At 56.1% G+C, this 21,454-nt stretch carries 18 protein-coding genes; 9 read left to right on the top strand and 9 right to left on the bottom strand.

Annotated elements, in window-relative coordinates:
- The first annotated feature begins 52 nt into the window (after nucleotides 1-52).
- The gene (locus ACP151_RS11115) at nucleotides 53-1,765 is read left to right on the top strand and encodes a DUF6538 domain-containing protein (RefSeq protein WP_424978962.1); all 1,713 of its coding nucleotides are present in this window, start codon (nucleotides 53-55) and stop codon (nucleotides 1,763-1,765) included.
- A 47-nt stretch (nucleotides 1,766-1,812) separates the two neighbouring features.
- On the opposite strand, the gene ACP151_RS11110 is transcribed toward ACP151_RS11115, so the two are convergent.
- From ACP151_RS11110 to ACP151_RS11100, 3 genes are all read right to left on the bottom strand, one after another.
- Nucleotides 1,813-2,310: a hypothetical protein gene (locus ACP151_RS11110; protein WP_424978961.1), complete on the bottom strand. Its 498-nt coding sequence runs from the start codon at nucleotides 2,308-2,310 to the stop codon at nucleotides 1,813-1,815.
- A complete protein-coding gene (locus ACP151_RS11105; protein ID WP_424978960.1) occupies nucleotides 2,307-3,218 on the bottom strand; it encodes a hypothetical protein in 912 nt (303 codons plus the stop codon). The genes ACP151_RS11110 and ACP151_RS11105 overlap by 4 nt, the downstream gene beginning before the upstream one ends.
- Nucleotides 3,219-3,378: 160 nt before the next feature.
- Nucleotides 3,379-3,801: a helix-turn-helix domain-containing protein gene (locus ACP151_RS11100; protein ID WP_424978959.1), complete on the bottom strand. Its 423-nt coding sequence runs from the start codon at nucleotides 3,799-3,801 to the stop codon at nucleotides 3,379-3,381.
- A gap of 171 nt (nucleotides 3,802-3,972) precedes the next feature.
- Here ACP151_RS11100 and ACP151_RS11095 point away from each other — a divergent pair, with 171 nt between their 5' ends.
- Complete coding sequence (locus tag ACP151_RS11095) at nucleotides 3,973-4,269, top strand: hypothetical protein (RefSeq protein WP_424978958.1); 297 nt, start codon at nucleotides 3,973-3,975, stop codon at nucleotides 4,267-4,269.
- A gap of 590 nt (nucleotides 4,270-4,859) precedes the next feature.
- Here the strand turns inward: ACP151_RS11095 and ACP151_RS11090 are convergent.
- Nucleotides 4,860-5,084: a hypothetical protein gene (locus tag ACP151_RS11090; protein WP_424978957.1), complete on the bottom strand. Its 225-nt coding sequence runs from the start codon at nucleotides 5,082-5,084 to the stop codon at nucleotides 4,860-4,862.
- 142 nt (nucleotides 5,085-5,226) lie between these two features.
- Here ACP151_RS11090 and pdxA point away from each other — a divergent pair, with 142 nt between their 5' ends.
- Both pdxA and ACP151_RS11080 read left to right on the top strand, forming a co-directional pair.
- Entirely contained in the window at nucleotides 5,227-6,228 is a 1,002-nt protein-coding gene (gene pdxA, locus ACP151_RS11085; RefSeq protein WP_424978956.1) for a 4-hydroxythreonine-4-phosphate dehydrogenase PdxA, read from the top strand.
- A complete protein-coding gene (locus tag ACP151_RS11080; RefSeq protein WP_424978955.1) occupies nucleotides 6,228-7,286 on the top strand; it encodes a cupin domain-containing protein in 1,059 nt (352 codons plus the stop codon). Before pdxA ends, ACP151_RS11080 begins: the two co-directional genes overlap by 1 nt.
- 615 nt (nucleotides 7,287-7,901) lie before the next feature.
- Here the strand turns inward: ACP151_RS11080 and ACP151_RS11075 are convergent.
- From ACP151_RS11075 to ACP151_RS11065, 3 genes are read right to left on the bottom strand one after another with little or no spacing between them, the layout of a single operon-like run.
- Nucleotides 7,902-8,246 (bottom strand): copper-binding protein, encoded by a 345-nt coding sequence (locus ACP151_RS11075; RefSeq protein ID WP_039193091.1) that lies wholly within the window; start codon nucleotides 8,244-8,246, stop codon nucleotides 7,902-7,904.
- A gap of 35 nt (nucleotides 8,247-8,281) precedes the next feature.
- Nucleotides 8,282-11,461, bottom strand: coding sequence for an efflux RND transporter permease subunit (locus tag ACP151_RS11070; RefSeq protein WP_039193093.1), 3,180 nt, complete (start codon nucleotides 11,459-11,461; stop codon nucleotides 8,282-8,284).
- Nucleotides 11,458-13,659 carry an efflux RND transporter periplasmic adaptor subunit gene (locus ACP151_RS11065; protein ID WP_039193095.1) on the bottom strand — a complete coding sequence of 734 codons (2,202 nt, stop codon included), beginning with the start codon at nucleotides 13,657-13,659 and terminating at the stop codon, nucleotides 11,458-11,460. The genes ACP151_RS11070 and ACP151_RS11065 overlap by 4 nt, the downstream gene beginning before the upstream one ends.
- Before the next feature lie 842 nt (nucleotides 13,660-14,501).
- On the opposite strand from ACP151_RS11065, the gene ACP151_RS11060 reads away from it, so the two are divergent.
- From ACP151_RS11060 to ACP151_RS11040, 5 genes are all read left to right on the top strand, one after another.
- Entirely contained in the window at nucleotides 14,502-14,825 is a 324-nt protein-coding gene (locus tag ACP151_RS11060) for a hypothetical protein (protein WP_082020379.1), read from the top strand.
- Nucleotides 14,826-15,004: 179 nt separating this feature from the next.
- A complete protein-coding gene (locus ACP151_RS11055) occupies nucleotides 15,005-16,837 on the top strand; it encodes a copper resistance system multicopper oxidase (RefSeq protein WP_039193100.1) in 1,833 nt (610 codons plus the stop codon).
- A gap of 28 nt (nucleotides 16,838-16,865) precedes the next feature.
- On the top strand, nucleotides 16,866-17,573 hold the full coding sequence (locus tag ACP151_RS11050) for a copper resistance protein B (RefSeq protein WP_052269618.1): 708 nt from the start codon (nucleotides 16,866-16,868) through the stop codon (nucleotides 17,571-17,573).
- A 104-nt stretch (nucleotides 17,574-17,677) separates the two neighbouring features.
- On the top strand, nucleotides 17,678-18,172 hold the full coding sequence (locus ACP151_RS11045; protein ID WP_039193101.1) for a cupredoxin domain-containing protein: 495 nt from the start codon (nucleotides 17,678-17,680) through the stop codon (nucleotides 18,170-18,172).
- Between the two features lie 8 nt (nucleotides 18,173-18,180).
- Nucleotides 18,181-19,503 (top strand): ABC transporter transmembrane domain-containing protein, encoded by a 1,323-nt coding sequence (locus ACP151_RS11040; RefSeq protein ID WP_424978954.1) that lies wholly within the window; start codon nucleotides 18,181-18,183, stop codon nucleotides 19,501-19,503.
- Between the two features lie 64 nt (nucleotides 19,504-19,567).
- Here the strand turns inward: ACP151_RS11040 and ACP151_RS11035 are convergent, their stop codons facing one another.
- Nucleotides 19,568-20,008: a c-type cytochrome gene (locus tag ACP151_RS11035; RefSeq protein ID WP_039193105.1), complete on the bottom strand. Its 441-nt coding sequence runs from the start codon at nucleotides 20,006-20,008 to the stop codon at nucleotides 19,568-19,570.
- Between the two features lie 142 nt (nucleotides 20,009-20,150).
- Nucleotides 20,151-21,404 carry an ATP-binding protein gene (locus ACP151_RS11030; protein WP_424978953.1) on the bottom strand — a complete coding sequence of 418 codons (1,254 nt, stop codon included), beginning with the start codon at nucleotides 21,402-21,404 and terminating at the stop codon, nucleotides 20,151-20,153.
- Nucleotides 21,405-21,454 lie beyond the last annotated feature (50 nt).

Raw genomic sequence — 21,454 nt, 5'->3', positions numbered from 1 at the left:
AATAGGGTTTTTTGCAACTTGCTCTGCTACAATAGACTGCTACAGTTGATACATGAATCCACGTGTATCTGTTCCCAAAATCTTTCTACGAGGTAGCCGTTGGTACGTGCGTGTGCAGGTGCCAAAGTCGATGCAAAAGAGGCTAAAGCGTAAGGAATATTGGGTTTCTTTGAATACTTCAGAAAAATCTGAAGCCCTTCAACGTGCCACGGCCAAGACCCAAGAGAAGAGACGTGAGATAAACGCAGTATACCGTCGCCTAGAGAATATTCACGAAACGATCACTGAGCTAACGGATGAGCAGGTTACGGCCTTGATACGTCAAGAGTATTCTCTTAACCGCATCGATCCCGATGCCTTGATCGTAGAGCAACAGAGCAGCGGCTTAAGTTGGGACGACTTCGTGGATAAGGTCGCGAGTCGCAACAAGGCGATAGTGGCCTCACTAAGGGTTGAGGGTTATAATAATCCTGCTCTGCGTATTCGTGCGCATCGTTTGATGGAAGAAAATGGCGTGACCTGCCCTAGGACATCTAAGGCTTTCCAACAGGTCTTAGAAATATGTGGTCATGCGTTTGCAGAGGCAAAGCGGGCAGAGTTGGCGCTGCTAGAGGGGTATCCAGTTCACGAAAACCCGAATCCCCAGATCATTGACCTGCAAACTGGCCGTCCTCATCCTATTGTAAGCCTCGGCGAACTTCTCGCTACACCACCTGAACCAACTCCCAGCTTAACCACACTGATGGAGAAGTTCCTGGCAAATCCTAACAAACATCGAACGAAGAAGACTAAGGACTCCATCAGGGGTTATCTTGATGTCGTGTTCCAGATTATTGGAGACACTACACCTGTCAACGACATCAGTGAAGGAACGATAGAAGAAGTGCGTGATCTGATCATGAGGCTTCCGCCGAACTTCAAGAAGCTTCCTGGTGCTGAGCGTCTTACCCTCCACGAACTGGCAGACGTTGCTGAACGCAAAAGGATGGCAAAGCTGTCACCCACAGGGGTGAACAACTATCTACGTTGGCTGATGACGTTCCTTGCTTGGTGCCATCGTAAAGGCATGATGAATCGAATGCCGACGGCCTATGGTGAGATCAAAGTTGCTGATCCTGTGCGCAAGGAAGATAAGAGAGAAGCGTTCAGCAATGATCAGCTAAGCACCATCTTCACAAGCCGTGTGTATGTTGATCAGGACCGCGATAGCAGCTTGTTCTGGGTGCCGTTGATAGCCCTGTGGAATGGTATGCGTTCAAACGAGATTTGCCAACTGGACGCCGCTGACATCAAGTTAGAGGAGAATGTCTGGGGCTTTGATGTAACCCACATTAGCGCCACTGGTGAAGATGATAAGTCAGTCAAGACAGGGAGTTCGATCCGCTTTGTACCGATCCATCCACGCCTGATCGACTTTGGTTTACTTGATTACCATGGAACTCGCCCAACTGGGTCAAAACTGTTTGGTGATATCACTCGTGGTGCAGATGGTTATTATTCCACAAACTTCAGCAAGAAGGTGAATAGGTACCTTAAAGCCATCGGCACTCATGGTCCGCGTCATAAGTTTCACTCCTTCAGGCATAACTTCAGAGATGCGATGCGTAAGGGACGAGTCGACCCTGAGATAGGCCGTGCATTGGGTGGATGGACGCGGAGTAATACCGATGCGTTTGATATCTATGGAAACGGATTTGGCGTGGAGGAACTCAAGGAGGAGATCGTAAGGGTGGACTATCCGCAGGTTGACTGGTCGGCAGTTTGAGTTGCGTCGTGCGTGGCAGCTTAGAAATTTAACCTAGATAGGTTGCCTTAGTCCAAGTCTCTTTTTGTTTGGGTGTACGTGTTCCTTTTGATCAATGCAGCAAACAACCTTGGTAAAAACAAAGTAGAGAGCAACGAAATCGTTGTTCCAAATGCAAAACCCGCAGTGACTATCCTGGTGAAAAGCGCACAGGGTGCCTCTTTTATTGCGACTAAGTAAGCGAGTCCTGTCATGATCGATACTAGCGCGGTTACGTGTAATGCGCCCTGACGCAACAGGGTTCTATCGTCATCAATACTTAGATGTTCACCCATTTTTTTAGCATTCTCTGGATCGTTTGAGAGCGAACTCGGACTCTGCAACTTGACGTGCAGTAGTGATGATATTGCAGCGGTCAATCCGAAAATTATGCTTAATGATGACACCGCGAATCCAGCCGCATCTTTATACGAAGACGGCGACTGAAACCCGTACCAGGCTGCAAATGCCGCGCCAACTAACATCAGTGAAAAAGCAACAACATTGATTAAGGTGCCCCGTTTCAAGACAGATGCCCACCATCTCTGAGATCGTGGAGGTATTCGAGCATTTTCTGGAGTGCTTCAGCCATCTGGTAGCTTGATCCGTCCTTACTGACACTGACGCTTCTTGTGAGTTTTAGCTCTCCCTCTTTCCACTCTGTGCCATCATCCAACACAATTGTGTAGCTGTCGATCTGCTCCTCGTTGTACACTTTAACAGCCGTTTTGCTAAGCCATTCATCTTTGGGTGTTTCTACCACATCAAGGCTGCTGCTCTTGCCCAGATATTTCGGTCGCAGACTTAGCTCGGCAATCATATCTTTGCGCTTTAGTTCTGTGATACCAGCACCTGAACCGAAGACGCTTTCAATGACCCCTTGAGACGAGACGTCCAGGCTGCCCAGTAGGTTGGCAGCATCAAACTTTATGGACTTCACACCAATTGAACGAATGCGTTCAACTGTCAGTTTGTTCGGGATGGTTGCTAAACTCATGCAGCCAGGAGGAAATGAAATTCCGCTGTCAGAAGCGAGTTGTCCTAGTGCTTCAATCAACAGCGTGTGCCTTTTCCCAAGATTGCAAGCGATTAAGAAGTTGCCAGAGACTAAAATGGCAACTTCGTGGTTCAGAAACTCCGCAGCATCTGGTGCGGCGATTGCCGCAGTCGAGTAATCACCCGACGCGGGGCTTCGTTTTACAGTACTGCGCTCAGCCCCCTCTTCGTACAGGGCAAACTGTGCTGCAATAGCTTCATTGGTGCTGGGGAACTGTGGAAATTTTGCTGCGGTGCGATCCCAGAAACCTCGTTTTACAACACGATTGCGATCTCCGCTTTCACGTATTGCACCTAGTAGTTCGGCAAGACTCCATCGGCACTCATCAAAAATTATCGCACGATGAACGGAAAGGGTTACGTCTTTCTTCGTAGACAATGCAATTCTCCAAAAAATATACAGTCGCACGATTGCGCATTAAGAAACGTTGCTCAACCCTGACATGTTCGAAAGTGTGCTTTATCTGAAGGTAGTTTCGATTGTTTCAATGTGACGATACGGATCGAAGTCCGCTTTTGCATCGTGCATGGATGGAGGCTTATGATCCCAGCGCCCGTACCATACCCTCAAACCGTTTGAGGTTTACCACGTGATCGGTCAGGGCTTCATCTGTAAGCCCGTCCACTTCCAGTCGGTACAATTCCACCGTTAGATCACCACGCTGTTGTGGTGTAAGACTGACATCCAGACGGCTTATCATTTCGTCCAGTTGGACGATCACATCACGCATCACGTTCAACTCAAGCCGCTCCTTGGATGTCGCGTTGCGGTACAGATCGTGTGGTTCTACTGCGAACACTTCTGCCAACTGGTTCATCCGTGCCTGCGTCAGAGATGATAGCCCGCGCTCCAATCTGGAGAGTTGGGTCACCGAAATCCCTAGACGGCCTGCCAAGGTATCCTGTGATAACCCCATCTCTTTGCGGAGTTTGGCAATGCTGTTCGGAACCTTGGTTTCCATAGGTATCAGCCTCAGGATGTTGCTTGGTTGTCATCATCACCGAAATTCATCTCCCTGTGCAGTCAATTGATATGGCGGATATGCACTTTATCCGCCATATAATGACGTGTATGATTCCAAAACAGTCTTGTGATGACGTATTTTGGAAAACCCGTCATCTAAGGAGCCTGAATGACCGCTGAAACCCTTGCCCTGATCGCATCATACTTCCTGTGCAGTGAAGCCGCTGAGACACGCCTATTGGATCGTGCTGAAGTCGAAACCTGCACCAGTACATATACTGCGGTGAAGCTCAGCTTTCTGCCTGATGTTGATGTAGCCGACTATGCTGCAATGACAGCAGTGGAACGGGCTGAAGTTAACCAGCGTGGTTATGCGGCTTATGTGGCATGGCGGACTGCGAACCCGACACTGGTTTCAGAGATGGAAGCAGAAGCACGTCATCAGATATCCACATCAGATAGCTAAGTGCGGAATGTCCGTATCAGTAATAACTGGCTACAACGGATTTTGTACCGCTATGGTGGTTCATTCCTGCATCCGAAGTTACCACCTGATACCATACCCAGCTTCGCGACAGAACGCTGGGTACAGGAAATCACCATAGCCCTTATCAACCAGCGTGATGAGCATCGTGGTAGCTTCTATTATTGCTGGTGCCGTATGAACGCTGATGAACGCACAGCATGGGTGCAGCGTCGTAAAGCGTCGTTGATGATCACATGGGTGCGTGGTGAGTCGGAGGGCCTACAGGGGCTTCGAGAGGGGCTGTGTGAGGCTTTGAGTGACATTGATCGGCAGTACCACCAAGCCCCTTACGACCAGTGACCAGCGTCAGCAAGTTTACGAACGTCTTCTCCATCGCAACCTCACCCGTTCTCAGATGGGTGTTAGGACAGCAGCATCGGTTGGTGGACCGGCGCATGGCTCCCCCAGTGATCATCTGTGCAAGAGGCGGCACCGGTGGGTTTATCGGCTTGGGAATTGAACTGGATGTGGTCCTGCACGAAATCGATAGATGATTGTGTCAGCGTGGTAGCTGGCTCAACCCAATCCCCTCAAAGTTCGGCCTCATCGCAAACTGGGTGACCGTCTGCCAAGTATTCTTGCCACAACGCCTCCACAGCATCGTCGATTAAGCTGCCGTAAGTCAGCCGTGTGTATTCCCGCAAGCCTTCAAGTCTGCTCTTTGTTTGCCGTGAAATAGACCGCACGGATAAAGTGATGTTTCCTGTGTTCATGACATGACCTCCACCCATATTTAGGGCTGTCACTTCAAACACAGTGGCAATACGCATGCTCCACATCTGTCGAGATCGTGGGACGGTTGGTCCTGCTTGGAATGAAGGCCGGGGGTTTCGGTGACGACGCCACTCTCGAACGCGCGGCTAAGCAGTTATCGAAACAGACACAGGAGCAGTCGCTGTGAACAGCACACCCCCTCTCGTGATCTCGATGGGCGATCCATCGGGCATCGGACCGGAAATCGTTGTGAAAGCATTTGCGGATCAAAACCGGGGTCGCTGTGTCGTTCTGGGCTGCGCGGACGTGATCCGGATGGCTGCCAAAAAGTCTGCACCCAACATGGCAGTATCTGTCCTGCACAGGATCGAAGACGCGACGGGTGCACCTAACCAAATCGAGATGCTGGAAACCGGGGGCGACGGCCCATTCCCGATTGGCGAGGTCAGCGCAGCAAGTGGTCGTGCTGCCTTCGCTGCGATCCGCAAGGGTATCGATCTGTCCAAATCGTGCTTGGCAAGTGGTCTTGTCACGGCCCCAATCAATAAAGAGGCTCTGTCTGCAGCCGGTCTTCCCTATCCCGGTCACACGGAGATGCTCGCTGAATTTGGCGGTGCGGACCGCGTGGCGATGATGCTCGCCAACGATGAAGTTCGGACCGTCCTTGTGACAATCCATTGCTCGCTTCGTGATGCAATTGACCGGGCAGATCACAACGCCCAGATGTCCGCGATGCGCCTTGCCCACGAAGGGTGTCTCGCCCTTGGCATAAAGAAGCCACGCGTGGCAGTCGCCGGTCTAAATCCTCATGCGGGCGAAGGTGGTTTATTTGGCCGTGAGGAGATCGACATCATCGCGCCGGCGATCAAGGCGGCGCGGTCCGAAGGGATTGACGCCTCGGGGCCGTGGCCGGGGGATACGGTCTACATGCAGGCCCGGAAAGGTCACTTCGATGTCGTGGTCGCGCAATACCACGATCAGGGCCTGATCCCTGTGAAGTATCTGGGTGTCGAAAAAGGCGTGAACATCACGCTTGGACTTCCCTTCGTGCGCACGTCACCGGATCACGGGACCGCGTTTGATATTGTGGGGCAGAATATCGCTGACCCGACCAGTCTGTCGGTCGCCATCGACTACGCGCAAAGACTTGCCGCCACACGCACCGAAACAGAGGAGACCGCCTGATGGGCCTGCGTTTCATTTTCATGCTCACACGCAACGACAAAACCGTCACGGATGCCATGACGCATCTGGAAACAGCACTCTCTCTGGGCGTCCGGCACATCGGCTTCAAGGATGTTGGGCTGCCGGTCGAAGATCTGAAATCCCTGAACAAAGCTATTCAGGCAAAAGGAGCCACCTCGTACCTCGAAGTCGTGTCTCTTGACCAGACTAGCGAAGTCGCATCCGCGCGCGCCGCTGTCGACATCGGCGTTGATATTCTGCTTGGTGGCACACGGGTCGATGATGTGCTGCCAGTACTGTCCGGGAGTGGACTTCTATACTATCCCTTCCCCGGAAAGATTACCGGGCACCCGAGCGTGCTGGAAGGCACCATTGAGGAGATCGCGGCAAGTGCGGCCGATCTTGCCTCCCAAGATGGCGTACATGGCCTCGATCTCCTCGCCTACCGCTCACCGGACCAAAATGTCCGTCAATTGATCGAGGCCGTCTGCCAAGCCGCTGGCAAGCCCGTTATCGTAGCGGGCTCCATTGCCAACAAGGAACGGATTGCCGCCGTTTACGGGGCCGGTGCGGCAGGCTTCACGATTGGGACGGCGGCTCTGGACGAGGAGTATCCTGCGAGCGGACCAGGGCTGGAGGCGCAGTTGACCGCCATTCTACGGGATGTCGCTGATCTGAATGGGCACCTGTCGCCACTTGGGAAAAAGGCGCTCGACGCCGCCTTTGGAACATTCAGTGAAACTTGGTCACCGCGTGTGGCAGGTCAGGTCAACGATATGCAGATCAAGCTGGCGAAATTTGCTGGTCCTTTCGCTTGGCATTTTCACGAACGCGAGGACGAGTTGTTCCTTGTCCACAAGGGCCGTCTTCTCATGCGATTCCGCGACCGCGAGGAGGTCATAGAAGCCGGCGAGTTCATCGTCGTGCCGCATGGCGTTGAACATTGTCCTGTCGCCTTAACCGAAACATGTGAAGTGGTGCTGCTGGAGCCTTCATCGACCTTAAACACAGGCACAGCCGTAGATGATCGCCGAGTGGAGAAGCTCGCGACACTCTAGTCTGCATCAGACCGGACATTTGCGCATGCTGCAGCATCGGGGAGTATGGGCTCAGAACCGCATAATGCTCGCGCGGCAATGCCGTTGCAACGGGCTGACCTAGACCGGTCATCGGAGGGGCATGCCAAGTCTTTGATCTTGTATAACGTCTCTCAGTGCGCTGTCGTTCGCAAATCAGGTGCCGCCGTTCGCGCTTCGGGCGGCGAAACCGGGGGGTGAGCCCTTTACGGTCATCAACCACCGCGCGGCCCTTTGCGAGTGCAGCAGGCCGCAAACGGCGCTAAGCGGCCATTGCAAGGCCCGTCTAAGAAAGGCGGCTGGCGGGGCTTTCCGATCACTCGCCGCAGGTGCGATAAGCGCGACAAAGAACGGCTGCCTCAGGCCTGAGGGATGGGAAGCGGACTTTCTACAGCGCGTTATACGTTACCAGCTTTAAGTAGAAACCAGTCTTCTGAGCGCGGAGAGCTTTCAATACCATGTGCGCTAGAATTGCTTCGATGGCTAGATCTTCACGGCAAAACGTCGGTTTGTACGGAGCAGGGGAAAAGTTGCCGCCTTGCATTTGCAGTCTTCGCAAGTGGCAGAGACAATGTGATCTGCCACTCACCTATCTGCCTATTCAGGCATCATCGCGCCGATTTCGTACATTCCGTTGTCGTTCTTGACCAGCATCAGAGTAACTGAAGCACCCTCTGATATGTCACCCATCACCTGAGCATTTGGCGCCAAGTTGAGATCCATTGTCATCGCAGGCCAACCGATTTCAGGGATTGGCTCGTGACTGACGTTTGCAGAGTTTTCGTCAATCGAATTGATTGTCGCCTTTGTGTGAACAGCACCTTCCATTTGAGCATCGCTCATCCCCATGTTGGAATGGTCCATTGTGCTATGGCTCGTCTGAGCGGCAGCGATTGGTGCAGCCAAAAGCGAGGCCACTAGGGTTACAGCAAGTTTTTTCATTGGATTGTCTCCTTAGGGTGATTTCACATTTCGGGCTATTCTGCCGGTACCGGTGATGTCTCTCGGCCGGGTTCCTGCAGCAGGGTTCGGTTGACCCGTGCAAGAGCCAACCGCTTCCAGATCACGAAGATGGAAGGAATGACGAAAAGGGTTAGCAGTGTGGCAGTCGCCATCCCGCCAACCATCGGGGCTGCGATACGCTGCATGATTTCCGAACCGGTGCCTTGGCCATACATGATCGGAATTAGGCCGGCGAAAATTGTCGCCACTGTCATAACCTTGGGGCGTACTCGTAGAAGTGCGCCTTCGAATACCACCTCTTCTACATCATCAGTTGTCAACTTGCGCTGTGCCTCAGCAGCGAGGATTTTCCGCTTTTCCCAGGCTAGATTGAGATACAGCAACATAACAATCGCGGTTTCTACCGCGACACCGGCAAGCGCAATGAACCCAACCAGAACGGCGACAGAGATGTCGAAGCTCAGGTACCACAGGAACCAGACTCCTCCTGCGAGGGCTACCGGCAACGCGGCAAGGATGATCCCAACCTCAATTACTCGATTGAAGGCTAGAAAGAGCATCAGTGTGATGATAAGCAGCGTTGCCGGCGCTACCAGCTTCAGCCGCTCCTGCATGCGCTCAATATACTCGTACTGACCGGACCATGTAATCGAGTAGCCAGGCGGCAATTCCACCTCATCGGCGACTAGTTGACGGGCTTCGGTTACGTAGCCTCCCAGATCCCGGCCCGCGATGTCGATGAAGACAAAACCAGTGCGGCGTGCGTTTTCAGACCGGATCATACCGGGGCCGTCCACCACTTTGATCTCTGCCAGGTTGCCAAGGGGGATATGCGCGCCGGACGGTGTGACCACCGGAAGGTCCCGCAGGCGTTCGGGGCTGTTCCGCCACTCCTGGGGGTAGCGAAGGTTTATTGGAAACCGCTCAAGGCCTTCCACGGATTCCGACACCTGCATCCCGCCGATTGCGGTCTGAACAACATCCTGCACTTCACGTACGCTCATCATATAGCGCGCAGCGGCATCTCGGTTGACGTCGATCTCCACAAACCGCCCTCCTACAGGCCGCTCTGCATAGGCTGATGCCGTGCCGTCGATACCTGCAACCACGCGTTCGATATCGACACCAATCTGCTCGATGACGCTCAGATCAGCGCCGGAGATTTTGACACCGACGGGTGTCTTGATCCCTGTGGCAAGCATATCGATGCGGTTCTTAATCGGCTGAATCCAGACATTGGTCACACCAGGAATTTGCACAGCGCGGTCAAGCTCGTCGCGTATGCCTTCCATCGTCATGCCCGCGCGCCATTCGGATTCAGGTTTCAGCTGAATCGTCGTCTCGATCATTGTGAGCGGGGCGGGATCCGTGGCGGTATCGGCGCGTCCAAGCTTGCCATGCACCGTCGCGACCTCAGGGACCGTAGCAATCAGCCGGTCGGATTGCTGCAGCACTTCGCGCGCCTTGCCGATGGAGACACCGGGGTACAGTGTCGGCATGTAAAGGAAATCGCCCTCGTTCAGCTCTGGCATGAACTCGGTCCCGATACGCTGCAGCGGCCACCACATCGAAGCGACCAGCACACCGGCGAGCAACGTCGTGGCCCACGGCCACGCGACAGCAGCATCCAGAAAGGGCCGGTAAATCCAGATCACGATACGGTTCAGAGGGTTCTTGTGCTCCGAAAGAATCCGGCCGCGCACAAAGTATCCCATCAGAACTGGCACCAGCGTGATGGAAAGGATCGCCGCCGCTGCCATTGCGTAGGTCTTTGTGAAGGCCAGCGGCTTGAAAAGCCGCCCTTCCTGGCTTTCCAGAACAAAGACCGGCAAAAAGCTCACGGTGATGATTGCCAGGGAAAAGAAAAGTGCCGGTCCCACTTCGGTTGCGCATTCGGTGACGAGGCGCCAGCGGTTTTGATTGGTCAGCTTTTCCTTCTCTAGCCTTCGGTGCATAGCTTCGATCATCACGATAGCCGCGTCCACCATCGCGCCGATGGCGATGGCAATCCCGCCCAAACTCATGATGTTGGCATTCACCCCCTGCAGCTTCATGATGATGAAGGCTGCAAAGATGCCGAGAGGCAGTGACAGAAGGATCACCAGGGACGAGCGGATGTGCAGCAGGAAGGCTGCACATACCAAAACGACAACGATAAATTCTTCGGTCAGCTTTGTTTCGAGATTCTCGATTGCACGCTCGATAACACCCGCGCGGTTGTAAGTTGTGACTAGCTCAACCCCTTCGGGCAGGTTTGCCCGCAACTCTTCGATACGCGCCTCAACAGCTTTGATTGTAGCCAGGGCGTTCCCGCCCCAGCGCAGGATAACGACACCGCCAACGGCATCGCCTTCGCCGTTAAACTCCCCGACGCCGCGTCGCATTTCCGGACCCAGGCGGATGTCTGCCACGTCGCCAACTGTCAGTGCTGCACCGCGTTCGTTGACCATGAGGGGTGCTTTGGCCAGGTCTGCCAGTTCATCAACATAGCCAGTAGAGCGGATCATGAATTCCGCTTCGCCCATTTCAATCACGGAACCACCGGTCTCGCGGTTGGCGTTTTGAATGGCACTGCGGATCTGCGGCAGGGTGACGTCAAAGGCGCGCAGTTTGTTCGGGTCCACAACGACCTGATACTGTTTGACCATGCCGCCGATGGTTGCGACCTCGGACACACCGTCGACGGTTTGCAGCTCATACTTCAGAAACCAGTCCTGGAGTGTCCGCAGTTGGGCCAGGTCGTGCCCGCCAGTCCGGTCAATAAGCGTATATTGGTAGATCCAGCCGACACCGGTTGCATCCGGCCCGAGCTGGGGCGAAACCCCTTCTGGAAGGTTCGCAGTAATCTGACCCAGATATTCGAGCACACGGGTGCGCGCCCAGTAAAGGTCAGTGCCGTCCTCAAAAACGACATAGACGTAGCTGTCGCCGAAAAAGGAAAAGCCTCTCACATCACTGGCTCCGGGCACAGCGAGCATGGCAGTGGCAATGGGGAAAGTGACCTGATCTTCAACGACCTGAGGGGCTTGCCCGGCATAAGGCGTGCGGACAATGACCTGAACATCCGACAAGTCGGGAATAGCATCTACGGGGGTTTCGCGGATCGCCCAGACACCAATCACGCCCATCATGACTGCAAGTGCAAGAACGACGAAGCGATTTGCAACAGACGCCCGGATAACAGAAGCGATCATTGCGTCACCTCAACCGGCTTTGTGCCTACCAGGGTCATTGAGAAGTCTGCGTTCTGGGTGAAAAGCAGAGTCACTTCTTGTCCGGACGGCAATCCAGCTAAGTCGAGGGCTGGATCAATCGAGAAGTCCATGGTCATACCTGGCATGCCAATCTGCGTCACTGGGCCATGCGTGATGTTCGCGGTTCGCGTTTCGGAGTCGACGCTATTGATTTTGCCCAGCACCTCCATCGGCGGTGAGGCGGTTTCCACCCCGGTGAGCACCATGGTCATGCCGTCTGGACGCGCAAATGTCAGAGCCAATTCATAGCCGACCGGAAGGCTGGTAATTTCCAGCTCTTCACTCACTGCAAAACTCATGGTCATGCCTGGCATGCCAATTTCCGTGATAGGGCCGTGGGTTATCGTGGCCATGCGGGATTCTGCGTCGACCTGGTCAATGGTTCCTGAAACGAGAACATCTGAAGCAGCCTTGGAGGTCTCTGGTTCACTCGCCTCTGGGGCAGAGCCGGCTGAGGGCGGGGCGCCTGCAGCCCGGACTGCGACAATGGTGAACATCCCGTCATCACTTTTTGAGAGATCGAACTCGACTGGCACATCCATGGGTACTTCGGCAGTGTCTAGACCTGCCACTGGCATATCCATTTGCATTGCAGGCCAGCCGAGTTCAGGAATGGGGTCATGTGAGAGCGACAGCTTTCCCTCTGCTGTGACGCTGCTCACAATACCGGTGCCTGTGGCAGCAACACCGTCGTCTGGACCAAGCTCAATGAGCCCTAGCAGGCCATCTGCTCCACGAGACAGCCGAAACGACACCTGCTGACCTTCAACCAAACGCGAAAGAGAAACATCAGCCCGGATCGGGAAACTAGACGTCATTTCTGGCCAGTCGAGGCTGTCTAGAGCACCGTGCCGGATCTTTGCCATACGGGACTCAAAATCCAGAGCAACCAACTCTCCTGATCCACGTGCAGGAGCTTCATCAGTCGGCGCCATGCGCATAAGTCCGGCGCTCAGCGCGCTTTCGCTGTCGATCAGGAATTGAGCGGAGGCTACAACCTCTTCTCCAGGCTCCAATCCCTGTGCAACTTCTGTACGCCCGCCGTCACCAAAATTGTCGCGTAGTCCCGCTGTAATGAGGCGGGGTTTGAAAGTGCCATCCCCGGTTTTCAGTATCACCCGTTCTGCAGTCCCGGTGCGAATGATAGCCTCGGTTGGGACAGTCAGCGCCATGCGGTTTTCTGAGGGGATCAGGCTGACCGTGCCGAACATGTTCGGGCGTAGCAGCATGTCGGAGTTGTCAAATTGCAAGCGAACGGGAAGCGTTCGGGTTACTGCGTCAAGTTCAGGGTAGATGTAGTCAACTGAACCTTTGAAAACCCGGCCAGGCAAATGCTCAAACCGCGCTTCGGCAAGCATATTGTCAGTCAGCTTTGCAATGTCGCGCTCAAACACATCGACTATCAGCCACACAGTTGAAAGTTCTGTCAGCGATGCAGCGCGTGTGCCGGGCTGCAGAAACATTCCGTCTGCAGCCTCAAGTGAAATCACAACACCGTCCTGCGGAGCCTCGACTTCAATGTTGCGCTCAGGAGTACGGCTGGCTTCTATACGCTCGATCTGCCTGTCAGACATGCCGTGACTGCGCAGCTTGTTACGGGCGGCATCAATGATCTGAGGGTTTCCTGCCTCGATGGCGCGAACCAGGTCGCCGGCTGACGAGCCGATCTGTGGCGAAAACATCTCAAACAAGACATCGCCCTTTTGAACGGGGTCTCCGACAGCGCGCACGTTCAGCTTTTCGATCCAACCGTCCACACGAGTGTGAACATGGCTTGTCCGGTGCTCGTCATAGCCAACAAAGCCAACGGTTTCGATCTTTCCGGACACCTCGGACATGCGTGAAATCGCGGTGCGGACGCCAATGGCGTTAATCTCTGCCGCAGATAGCTGCACTTCTGCAGGGTCCCCGGAAGGCTCTTGGCCTGCATATACAGGGACAAGGTCCATCCCCATTGGCGATTTACCCGGCCCTGGTTGCCGGAAGTTCGGATCCATCGGTGCAACCCAATACAAGATCTCGGCCTCGTTTGCCCCGGTCATTGATGACGGGTTGAGGAAAAGTCTTTCGAGAGAGATGCCTCCCGCAACCCCTGCAGCAAGCGCAAGAATACCGAGAGCAAAATAGCGTCCACGCATGGAATACCTCGTTCTGGCTTGCAGCATGCAAACCTTGTCTGATCAGAAACAGATGGCGCACTCGATTGAGCGCCAAGCGGATTCAATCAGATTGAACGGGGAGGACGATCATGCGGGAGTTCTGACCTGGAAATTACTCCAGTCGAGCTCGCTATCACGAGTTGAACAGTTACCAGGCGGCGCTCAACAGACAGAATTGGTGCTGCGTTGAATTCGTGAAAACAGCAAACGGCCACCGAACAAGTGGCGTGCCGTTCTTCATCAGGGATTTCGCAGGCGCCCTTTTGATGGTGCCTGTGCTGCACTCTTTTTGCCGCTTTGTGCAAAGTGCATGTCTCGTGCTGTACGTCAGAAACAGCGGTGACGGCATTTGCGGGAGGCGATGCATGAGCAGAAATTGTCGCAAGTGTATTCAGGAGAACCACAGCAACAAGGATGGTTGACGCAACGGCGCGTATCAACCGACCAAAGTCACTCCTGAACCCAGTAACTGCCATAGCGTGGCACATAATGGAAATTTTCTTCGGCGCAACCCCTCCCGGTGCGAAATAAAGGCCATCAGGCTCCCTGGTCCCTAGCTAGTGACACTGGAGTAGTGCCTTGGGCGCGTTGTCTGCCAAGCCTGGGCAACAGCTTCCCTGCGCATCGTTTGGGATCTCCTCAGCCTTTCTTTTCCTAGAAGCACTGATGATCGCTCTCTGCTCAGAAGGCCGCAAATGTGCTGAACGTTTTGTGGCGAACTGACGAATGCGCACCCGGTTTGCAAATGTATCAAAACGTATCCTTGAGTTGGAGACCCGCACTGGCTAGCTAGATAGAGCGAAAGCAAACGGAACTGTTTTATGCGCTCAAAAGCGGGAAAATTGTGGACATCATTGACGCTGGCGTTGTTGCTGGCGCTGTCCGCACTTTTCGCGCCCCTGACTGCAGAAATAGAAAATCGGGCTGAAGCTGTTACTGTTGCCCAGCATGAAACGGCAGACGGGCACAGCCATTCCAGCACCGGCCTATGCCACAAGGCTGCGGCCTGTGAAGTCCCGGTTGCACTTCAGGTTTGGCAACAGGTGTCCATCATCGGAAAAGCAGGAAAGCTGGCGGTCGTCCTGAATGATTTTGGCCTGGCTTCCGTGGCGCCCGAAGCCCACCTTCCACCTCCCAAAGTATGATCCCAAGCACTTGAACCCACTGCTTGCCATTCCCTCTGCTTGAGGACTTCAGCAGCGTGCAATTGCGCCGCTCTATGAGTGAACGCTGCATCGGTTGATCCCGGCGCGTAAAAAATTGCGCTTGCGGATGCTTGCAGGGGATGACCGGACCAACATCTCAACAGACCAAAGGACTGACGATGCCACCCATCGCACCTTGGCGCACGGCCATTGCCGGCGCCGCCCTTGCCCTGTCCGCGGCTGCCTCGGCCCAGGCCGGGACCTATGACATCACCGTGGACAAAATCCGCATCGACGCCGGAGACTTCCGCAAGTCCGGTGTCGGCTACAACAACAGCCAGACGCCGACCATCCTGCGCTTTAAGGAAGGCGAGGAGATCACCCTCAATGTGACCAACAACCTGCGCGAGGACACCTCGATTCACTGGCACGGGCTGATCCTGCCGTTTGACCAGGACGGGGTGCCGAAGATCAGCTTTGACGGTATCAAGCCGGGCGAAACCTTCACCTACAAGTTCCCGATCGTGCAGGCCGGTACTTACTGGTTCCACAGCCACTCCGGCTTTCAGGAGCCGGACGGGGCCTATGGTGCCATCGTCATCGAGCCAAAACGCGGTGAAACAGTGCGGGCGGACCGCGACTATGTGTTGCAGCTGACGGACACCCACCCGCACCGCGGCAAGCGGATCATGCGGAACCTCAAGATGTCGGCGGATTACTACAACCGCTCGCAGCGCACGCTGCAGGACTTGATCCAGGATTCCGGCAGCATGGGCCTGAAGGCGGCGTTGGAAGACCGCAAGATGTGGGGCCGGATGCGAATGATGCCGACTGACATCGAGGATGTTCAGGGCTTTACCCCGATGATCAACGGCCAGAGCACGGCGCAGAACTGGACCGGGCTGTTTAGGCCGGGCGAGAAAGTCCGGCTGCGGCTGATCAACTCCTCCGCGATGGCCTATTTCGATGTGCGGATACCGGGGCTGAAGATGACCGTGGTGCAGGCTGACGGCAATGACGTGAAGCCGGTCACCGTGGATGAGCTGCGGATTGCGGTGGCAGAGACCTATGACGTGATCGTTCAGCCCCGCGAAAGCCGCGCCTACAGCATTGTGGCGGAATCCATGGGCCGCACCGCGATGGTGCGCGGCACCCTGGCGCCGCGCGAGGGCCTGGCCGGGCCGGTCCCCGCGATGCGGCCCAAGCCGCGGCTGACGATGGCCGATATGGCCGGCATGATGGGCGGCATGGGCATGGAAGGCCATGTGATGCGCAGCGACACAGGCTCGTCCGACAGCGTGATGATGATGCCGGGCATGGATCACAGCCAGCATCAGATGCAGGCCGCCTCGGACAGCCAGTCCATGGCAGGAATGGACCACAGCCAGCACAATATGGCCGCGCCTGCCAAGGCAGAGCCGATGGCGGGTATGGACCACAGCCAGCACAGCATGGGAGGGGCCAAGGCGTCCAAAGACAGCGGCATGGCCGGGATGAACCATGGCGGGCATCAAATGGCGATGGCTGGCGAACAGGAAGGGTTCTATGCGGCGGGCAGCGGCCTTACCCCAAGCGCGGCAAACGGCGGCAAGTTCCTGTCCTACGATGACCTCAGCGCCCGCCGGCCACTCTATAGAGACCGTCCTGCGACACGGGAAATCGAGCTGCGCCTCACCGGCAACATGGAGCGCTACATCTGGTCGATCAACGGCAAGAAACTGTCGGAGGCCGAACCGCTGCGGCTGAAATACGGCGAGCGGGTGCGGTTCAAATTCGTCAACGAAACCATGATGGCCCACCCGATGCACCTGCATGGCATGTGGACGATCGTGGACACCGGCAAAGGCCGCAGGGATCCGATCAAGCACACCGTCAGCGTCGCGCCGGGCACCACCGTCTACACCGAAACCGAAGTCGATGTGACCGGCCAGTGGGCCTTCCACTGCCATCTCTCCTACCACGCCGACGCGGGCATGTTCCGCAAAGTGATCGTGGAAGGCGGCCCGGCTTAACCCTGCAAGATCAGAAAGAGACGTAAACATGAGCAAGACACGCAACGCGGCGTTTGCCGCGGCCAGCGCGGTGGCACTTTGGTCCGCCCCTGCCGGAGCAGAGCAGCTGATCTACGGCTTTCAGGCTGAGCAGCTAGAGTACCGGCAGAACGACGGCGCGGACGCGTTCGTCTGGGATTTCGACACCCTGATCGGCACCGATGAGTTGAAACTTGTCTGGCGCAGCGAAGGCGAGCGGGTTCAGGGATCGGGCGAGTTCGAAGCTCTGGAAAACCAGCTGCGGCTTCAGTTCCCGGTTTCCACCTTCTTTGATGCGGTGGTCGGGGTGCAAGCCAGCACGCCGGACGGGCTGCCGGACCGCTATAACGCGGTGCTGGGCCTGAAAGGGCTGGCGCCGCAATGGTTCGAGATCGATGCCGATCTCTACCTGTCGGACCATTCGTTCTTCCGCTTTGAGGGCGAGTATGAGGCGCTGCTGACCAACCGTCTGGTCCTGGTCCCGAGCCTCGAGCTGACGCTGCCGCTGCAGGACGACCTGGCCTACGATCAGGCCGCTGGCGGCGCCACGGTCGAGGCCGGGCTGCGGCTCAGCTATGACCTGATCGACCGGGCGGTCTCTCCCTATGTCGGCATCAACTACGAGGAATCCTTTGGCGGCACAGCGGATCTGCTGCGCGTCAATGGTGAAGAGAACGGCGTGTTCTCCGTCGTCTTCGGGACCCGCCTGATGTTCTGAAGCCCCTGCGCCCGGCCGGGGCAGTCCGGCCGGACGCACTCCCTTCCCGCCGTGAACCTGGCGGCGGAAGGGCAATTCCCCCTCATAAAATCAAGGAGATACCAATGAAGAAGCTTTTCCTTTCAGCGGCGCTGGCCGTCCTGGCCGGCACGCCTGTTCTGGCTGGTGTATCGGGCCACGGCGACGGCCATGGCGCCCATAGCAGCCACGGTGAACAGATGGCCGCGGGCGTGCCAGGCAAGCTCAGCGAGGTCAGCCGCACCGTGAAGGTGGCGATGGAGGAAACCGATGATGGCGATATGATCTTCACCCCCTCGGCCATGGAGTTCAAACAGGGGGAAACCATCCGCATTATGGTGGTGAATGAGGGCGAGCTGGATCACGAGTTCGTCCTGGACACGCCGGAGCGCAATGCCATGCACAAGCAGGCTATGGCCGGAGGGATGGAGCAACACAACACGCCGAACGCTGTCACCCTGGCACCCGGCAAACGCGGCGAAGTTATTTGGAACTTCAGCAATGGCGGCACATTCGAATTCGCCTGCCTGATCCCGGGGCACTATGAATCCGGCATGTACGGCCAGGTTACGGTTCAATGATTTGCTGAGTGCCGCTGCCTCGCCCCTCAGGCAGCAGCACCGCAGCGCGGCAGCTCCAATGGGGCTGCCGCATTTCCCTCTATCTCAGCAGACTTATTTCGATGCCGCCCGAGCACAGGTTCCCGCACTACCATTCTTTCGCCCATGAGGCCGCGAATTGGCTGGGCTTCAGCTACGATGAAGCCTCTCCGGAATGGGTGCATCCGGCGATGCATCTGGTATTGCTGCTGGCCCCGGCTCTGCTGGCAATCTCTGCGGCTACGCTGCTTGGCCGGGCGCTCCATCTGCGGCTTGCGCGTTCCTCCGCTAGCCTGGTGCCCCCTACGACCGTGTCCATCGCTGGTCTAGACCGGAACCTAATTACCCACATTGCCCGGACCACGCGCCGGCAGCAGTTTTTCCTTCTGCTTCTGAGCCTGTCCTTATTGCCTGTGTTGTATCTATCGCTGGAACTGCCCAAGCAGATCGTGAACAACGTCCTGAGCAAATCGCACGCACCGCTGAGCCTGTTGGGATATGATCTGACTGCTACACAGCATCTGGCAGTTCTGAGCGGTGTTTTTCTGCTGGCAATCACGCTGAACGGTGTCGGGAAGTACCTGCTGAATGTGCTGAAAGGGCGGCTTGCCGAACGCTGTCTCAGACGTCTCCGGCTGCTCATCTATTGTCGTTGGCGCAAACAAGCCGGCCGCCCGCGAAAAAGCGAGCTTTCGCAAATTTTAGGGCAGGAAGCAGAGCCGATTGGCGGCTTTGCAGCGGATCTGGTTGCGCTTCCAGTGACCCAGGGCGGAACGTTGCTTACGATCCTGCTGTTCATGTTCATTCAGGATCCGATCCTGGGTGCTGCAGCGCTGACTATTCTGCCGCTGCAACTGTTTCTGCTGCCCTATCTGCAGCGGATCGTGAACCGGCTGAGCCGGGAACGTATTCAGGAGATGCGGAGACTTACCCGCGGTCTAACGGAACAGCTGAACCCGGCGCAGGACCGCCCCAGAGATGTGCTGCATACAATGGCCTCGTTGCGGCAGTTGGAAGCGATCCGCAGGCGGATCCACCGGGTGAAGTTCTTTGCCAAGGCGTTGAACAATTTTCTGACCGCGCTGACGCCGTTCCTCTTCTATTCGCTAGGCGGGTACTTTGTGCTTGAGGAACGCATCACTCTGGGCGCTCTGATCGCGGTACTGGCGGCGCATAAGGATTTCTCGGCTCCGCTGAAAGAGCTGTTCCGCTTTTACCAGCAGCTCGAAGACACACGGATACGCTACAAGGAGATTCTAGGGTTTCTGTTGGAACAGCAGCAAGCGGATTTAAAGTCGGCAGTGAAAAGCTGACGTCCAGCAGCGCTGCTGCCTGGCCTTCTGGCGGAAAAAGCTATGCAGACAAGTCTGTCCGATCTCAGTGGATCCCGTTTGCGCGCTGCAGCTCGCGCACGTAGCGTGTCACCAGGTTGACTTCGCCATCAGTCACCCCGGGCACTGGCGGCATGTTTCCGAACCGCCAGTGATGTGCTCGTACGCCGTTTTTGGCAGCCAGCAGGAATGCGGTATCGGAGTGGTGGCTTGGCTCATAGATCTTGTGAACCAGCGGTGGGGCAACCCCTTCGTGACCAGCGGCGTTTTCGCCATGGCAGGATGCGCATTTGGCTTCAAAGATGCGTTTTCCGATCTGAGCGTTTTCAGAAAGGGTCTTGGGCAACTTCACCTCAACAATAGCCACGCCCTCCAATATGGCTTCCGCTGCTTCCGGGTTCTGCTCTGTTGGTCGGGAAACGCCCCACATGGCAAATCCGCCGATGGCAATCAGCGCTGTTGCAAGCAAAAGGCCCGTTCTGTTCATGTCTTCCCCATCCAATTGTCAAAGCCGCCACCGTTGCGGGAGCTGTCCTAGCGGCCAATAGATTTGCGGCCTTCCAGCGCAGGAAGGTCAACGCCTGTACGGCCGGTGATTTGTATCGGTATGTATCCGAATATAGCCGGTCTCACTGTCCAAGCGGCAGCTTCAGCACGGCGCAGAGACCGCCCTCCGTCTGGTTGCGCAATGTGAGGCTGCCGCCATGCGCGCGCAGGATGGTGCGGGCAATCGACAGCCCCAGCCCGTGCCCGCCCGTTTCAAGCGAGCGAGAGTCTTCCAATCGCGTGAAGGGATCGAATACACGCTCCAAGTCAGTTTCCGGAATACCCGGTCCTGGGTCCGACACAGTGATTACGGCGCCACCGTCCTGTAATCGATATTCAACCTGCGCCGCGCCGCCATACCTCAGCGCGTTTTCAATCACATTGCGCAGAGCCCTGCGCATGGCGTTCTGCCGCAGGCAGATCTGGACGGGATCCCCAGGCAGCAGTTCAAAACCGTTCAGCATGTCGTTTCGTAAAGCCTGGAGAAAACTGCCCAGCTCGCAGTCTTCAGGCTTTTCTGCGTCCGCCAAACCACGGGCAAAGGAGAGTGTTGTTTCGACCATGCTCTGCATCTCCCCGATAAGGGATATCATGCTACTGCGGGTTTCACCGTCTTCCACAAACTCTGCCCGCACCCGCATTGCTGTCAGCGGCGAGCGCAGGTCGTGGCCTAAGGCGGCCAGCATCCGGGTGCGCTCGGCTACGAGGCTGGTTATTCGATGCTGCATCCTGTTGAACGCACAGATGAGTTCTTGTACCTCCAGAGGCCCGTCTGCGGGAAGCGGTTCAGTAGCTTCCTCACCCCCCAGGTTTTCAGCCGCTGAGGAAAGCATGCGCAGCGGAGCCGTGACACGGGTCAGCACAAACAGAAAAATTGCAGCCAGGATGAAGCCTGCGCTGAGGGCAAAGGTGATCGTCGGCTGTAAGGACCATTGCAGCGGTGGCCGCTCGAACAATGTCTCTGCGTTCAGCCATTGGCCATCGCTCAGCGCAATTGACAGGTTCAATTCAATTGCCAGCATCTGGCCGCGCATCATTTCCCGATGGATCTCAGCCATCTCTGGTTCCAGATAGGGAAGTGGCAGTCCAGCACTATCAGTCTCGTGCAGTTCAGCCCGGATCTCCCGGTTGGTGTCTCCACCCAGAAGTGCGCGAACCCGTGCCTCGGCAGCACCATCAGTGTCATGTGAAGTGTGCGTTACGGCCGGGCTGCCGCTAAGTTCGAAACGCACCAGGGGAGAATTGGCAGCCCGGACAATCGAGGGATGGAGGGACGGGGGAGCTTCTTCAATCAGCCTCGCGACATTGGCTGCCCTGCCGGCTGCCTCGGTGCTCATCGCAGCCCGGATCGCTAGGCTGCGTTCCCCAGACAAGAAAAACAGGCTTA

Origin of the sequence: Leisingera sp. S232 (genome assembly GCF_049800895.1) — a bacterium.
Classification (GTDB): domain Bacteria; phylum Pseudomonadota; class Alphaproteobacteria; order Rhodobacterales; family Rhodobacteraceae; genus Leisingera.
The sequence above is the reverse complement of the archived record's forward strand: the minus strand, read 5'-3'. Positions and strand labels throughout refer to the sequence as shown.

What these genes read in the sequence shown, in the direction of transcription:
- ACP151_RS11115 (WP_424978962.1), top strand. Translation starts at nt 53, where the DNA reads ATGAATCCACGTGTATCTGTTCCCAAAATCTTTCTACGAGGTAGCCGT.
- ACP151_RS11100 (WP_424978959.1), bottom strand. Translation starts at nt 3,801, where the DNA reads ATGGAAACCAAGGTTCCGAACAGCATTGCCAAACTCCGCAAAGAGATG.
- ACP151_RS11095 (WP_424978958.1), top strand. Translation starts at nt 3,973, where the DNA reads ATGACCGCTGAAACCCTTGCCCTGATCGCATCATACTTCCTGTGCAGT.
- ACP151_RS11080 (WP_424978955.1), top strand. Translation starts at nt 6,228, where the DNA reads ATGGGCCTGCGTTTCATTTTCATGCTCACACGCAACGACAAAACCGTC.
- ACP151_RS11075 (WP_039193091.1), bottom strand. Translation starts at nt 8,246, where the DNA reads ATGAAAAAACTTGCTGTAACCCTAGTGGCCTCGCTTTTGGCTGCACCA.
- ACP151_RS11070 (WP_039193093.1), bottom strand. Translation starts at nt 11,461, where the DNA reads ATGATCGCTTCTGTTATCCGGGCGTCTGTTGCAAATCGCTTCGTCGTT.
- ACP151_RS11065 (WP_039193095.1), bottom strand. Translation starts at nt 13,659, where the DNA reads ATGCGTGGACGCTATTTTGCTCTCGGTATTCTTGCGCTTGCTGCAGGG.
- ACP151_RS11060 (WP_082020379.1), top strand. Translation starts at nt 14,502, where the DNA reads ATGCGCTCAAAAGCGGGAAAATTGTGGACATCATTGACGCTGGCGTTG.
- ACP151_RS11055 (WP_039193100.1), top strand. Translation starts at nt 15,005, where the DNA reads ATGCCACCCATCGCACCTTGGCGCACGGCCATTGCCGGCGCCGCCCTT.
- ACP151_RS11050 (WP_052269618.1), top strand. Translation starts at nt 16,866, where the DNA reads ATGAGCAAGACACGCAACGCGGCGTTTGCCGCGGCCAGCGCGGTGGCA.
- ACP151_RS11045 (WP_039193101.1), top strand. Translation starts at nt 17,678, where the DNA reads ATGAAGAAGCTTTTCCTTTCAGCGGCGCTGGCCGTCCTGGCCGGCACG.
- ACP151_RS11035 (WP_039193105.1), bottom strand. Translation starts at nt 20,008, where the DNA reads ATGAACAGAACGGGCCTTTTGCTTGCAACAGCGCTGATTGCCATCGGC.
- ACP151_RS11030 (WP_424978953.1), bottom strand. Translation starts at nt 21,404, where the DNA reads ATGAGCACCGAGGCAGCCGGCAGGGCAGCCAATGTCGCGAGGCTGATT.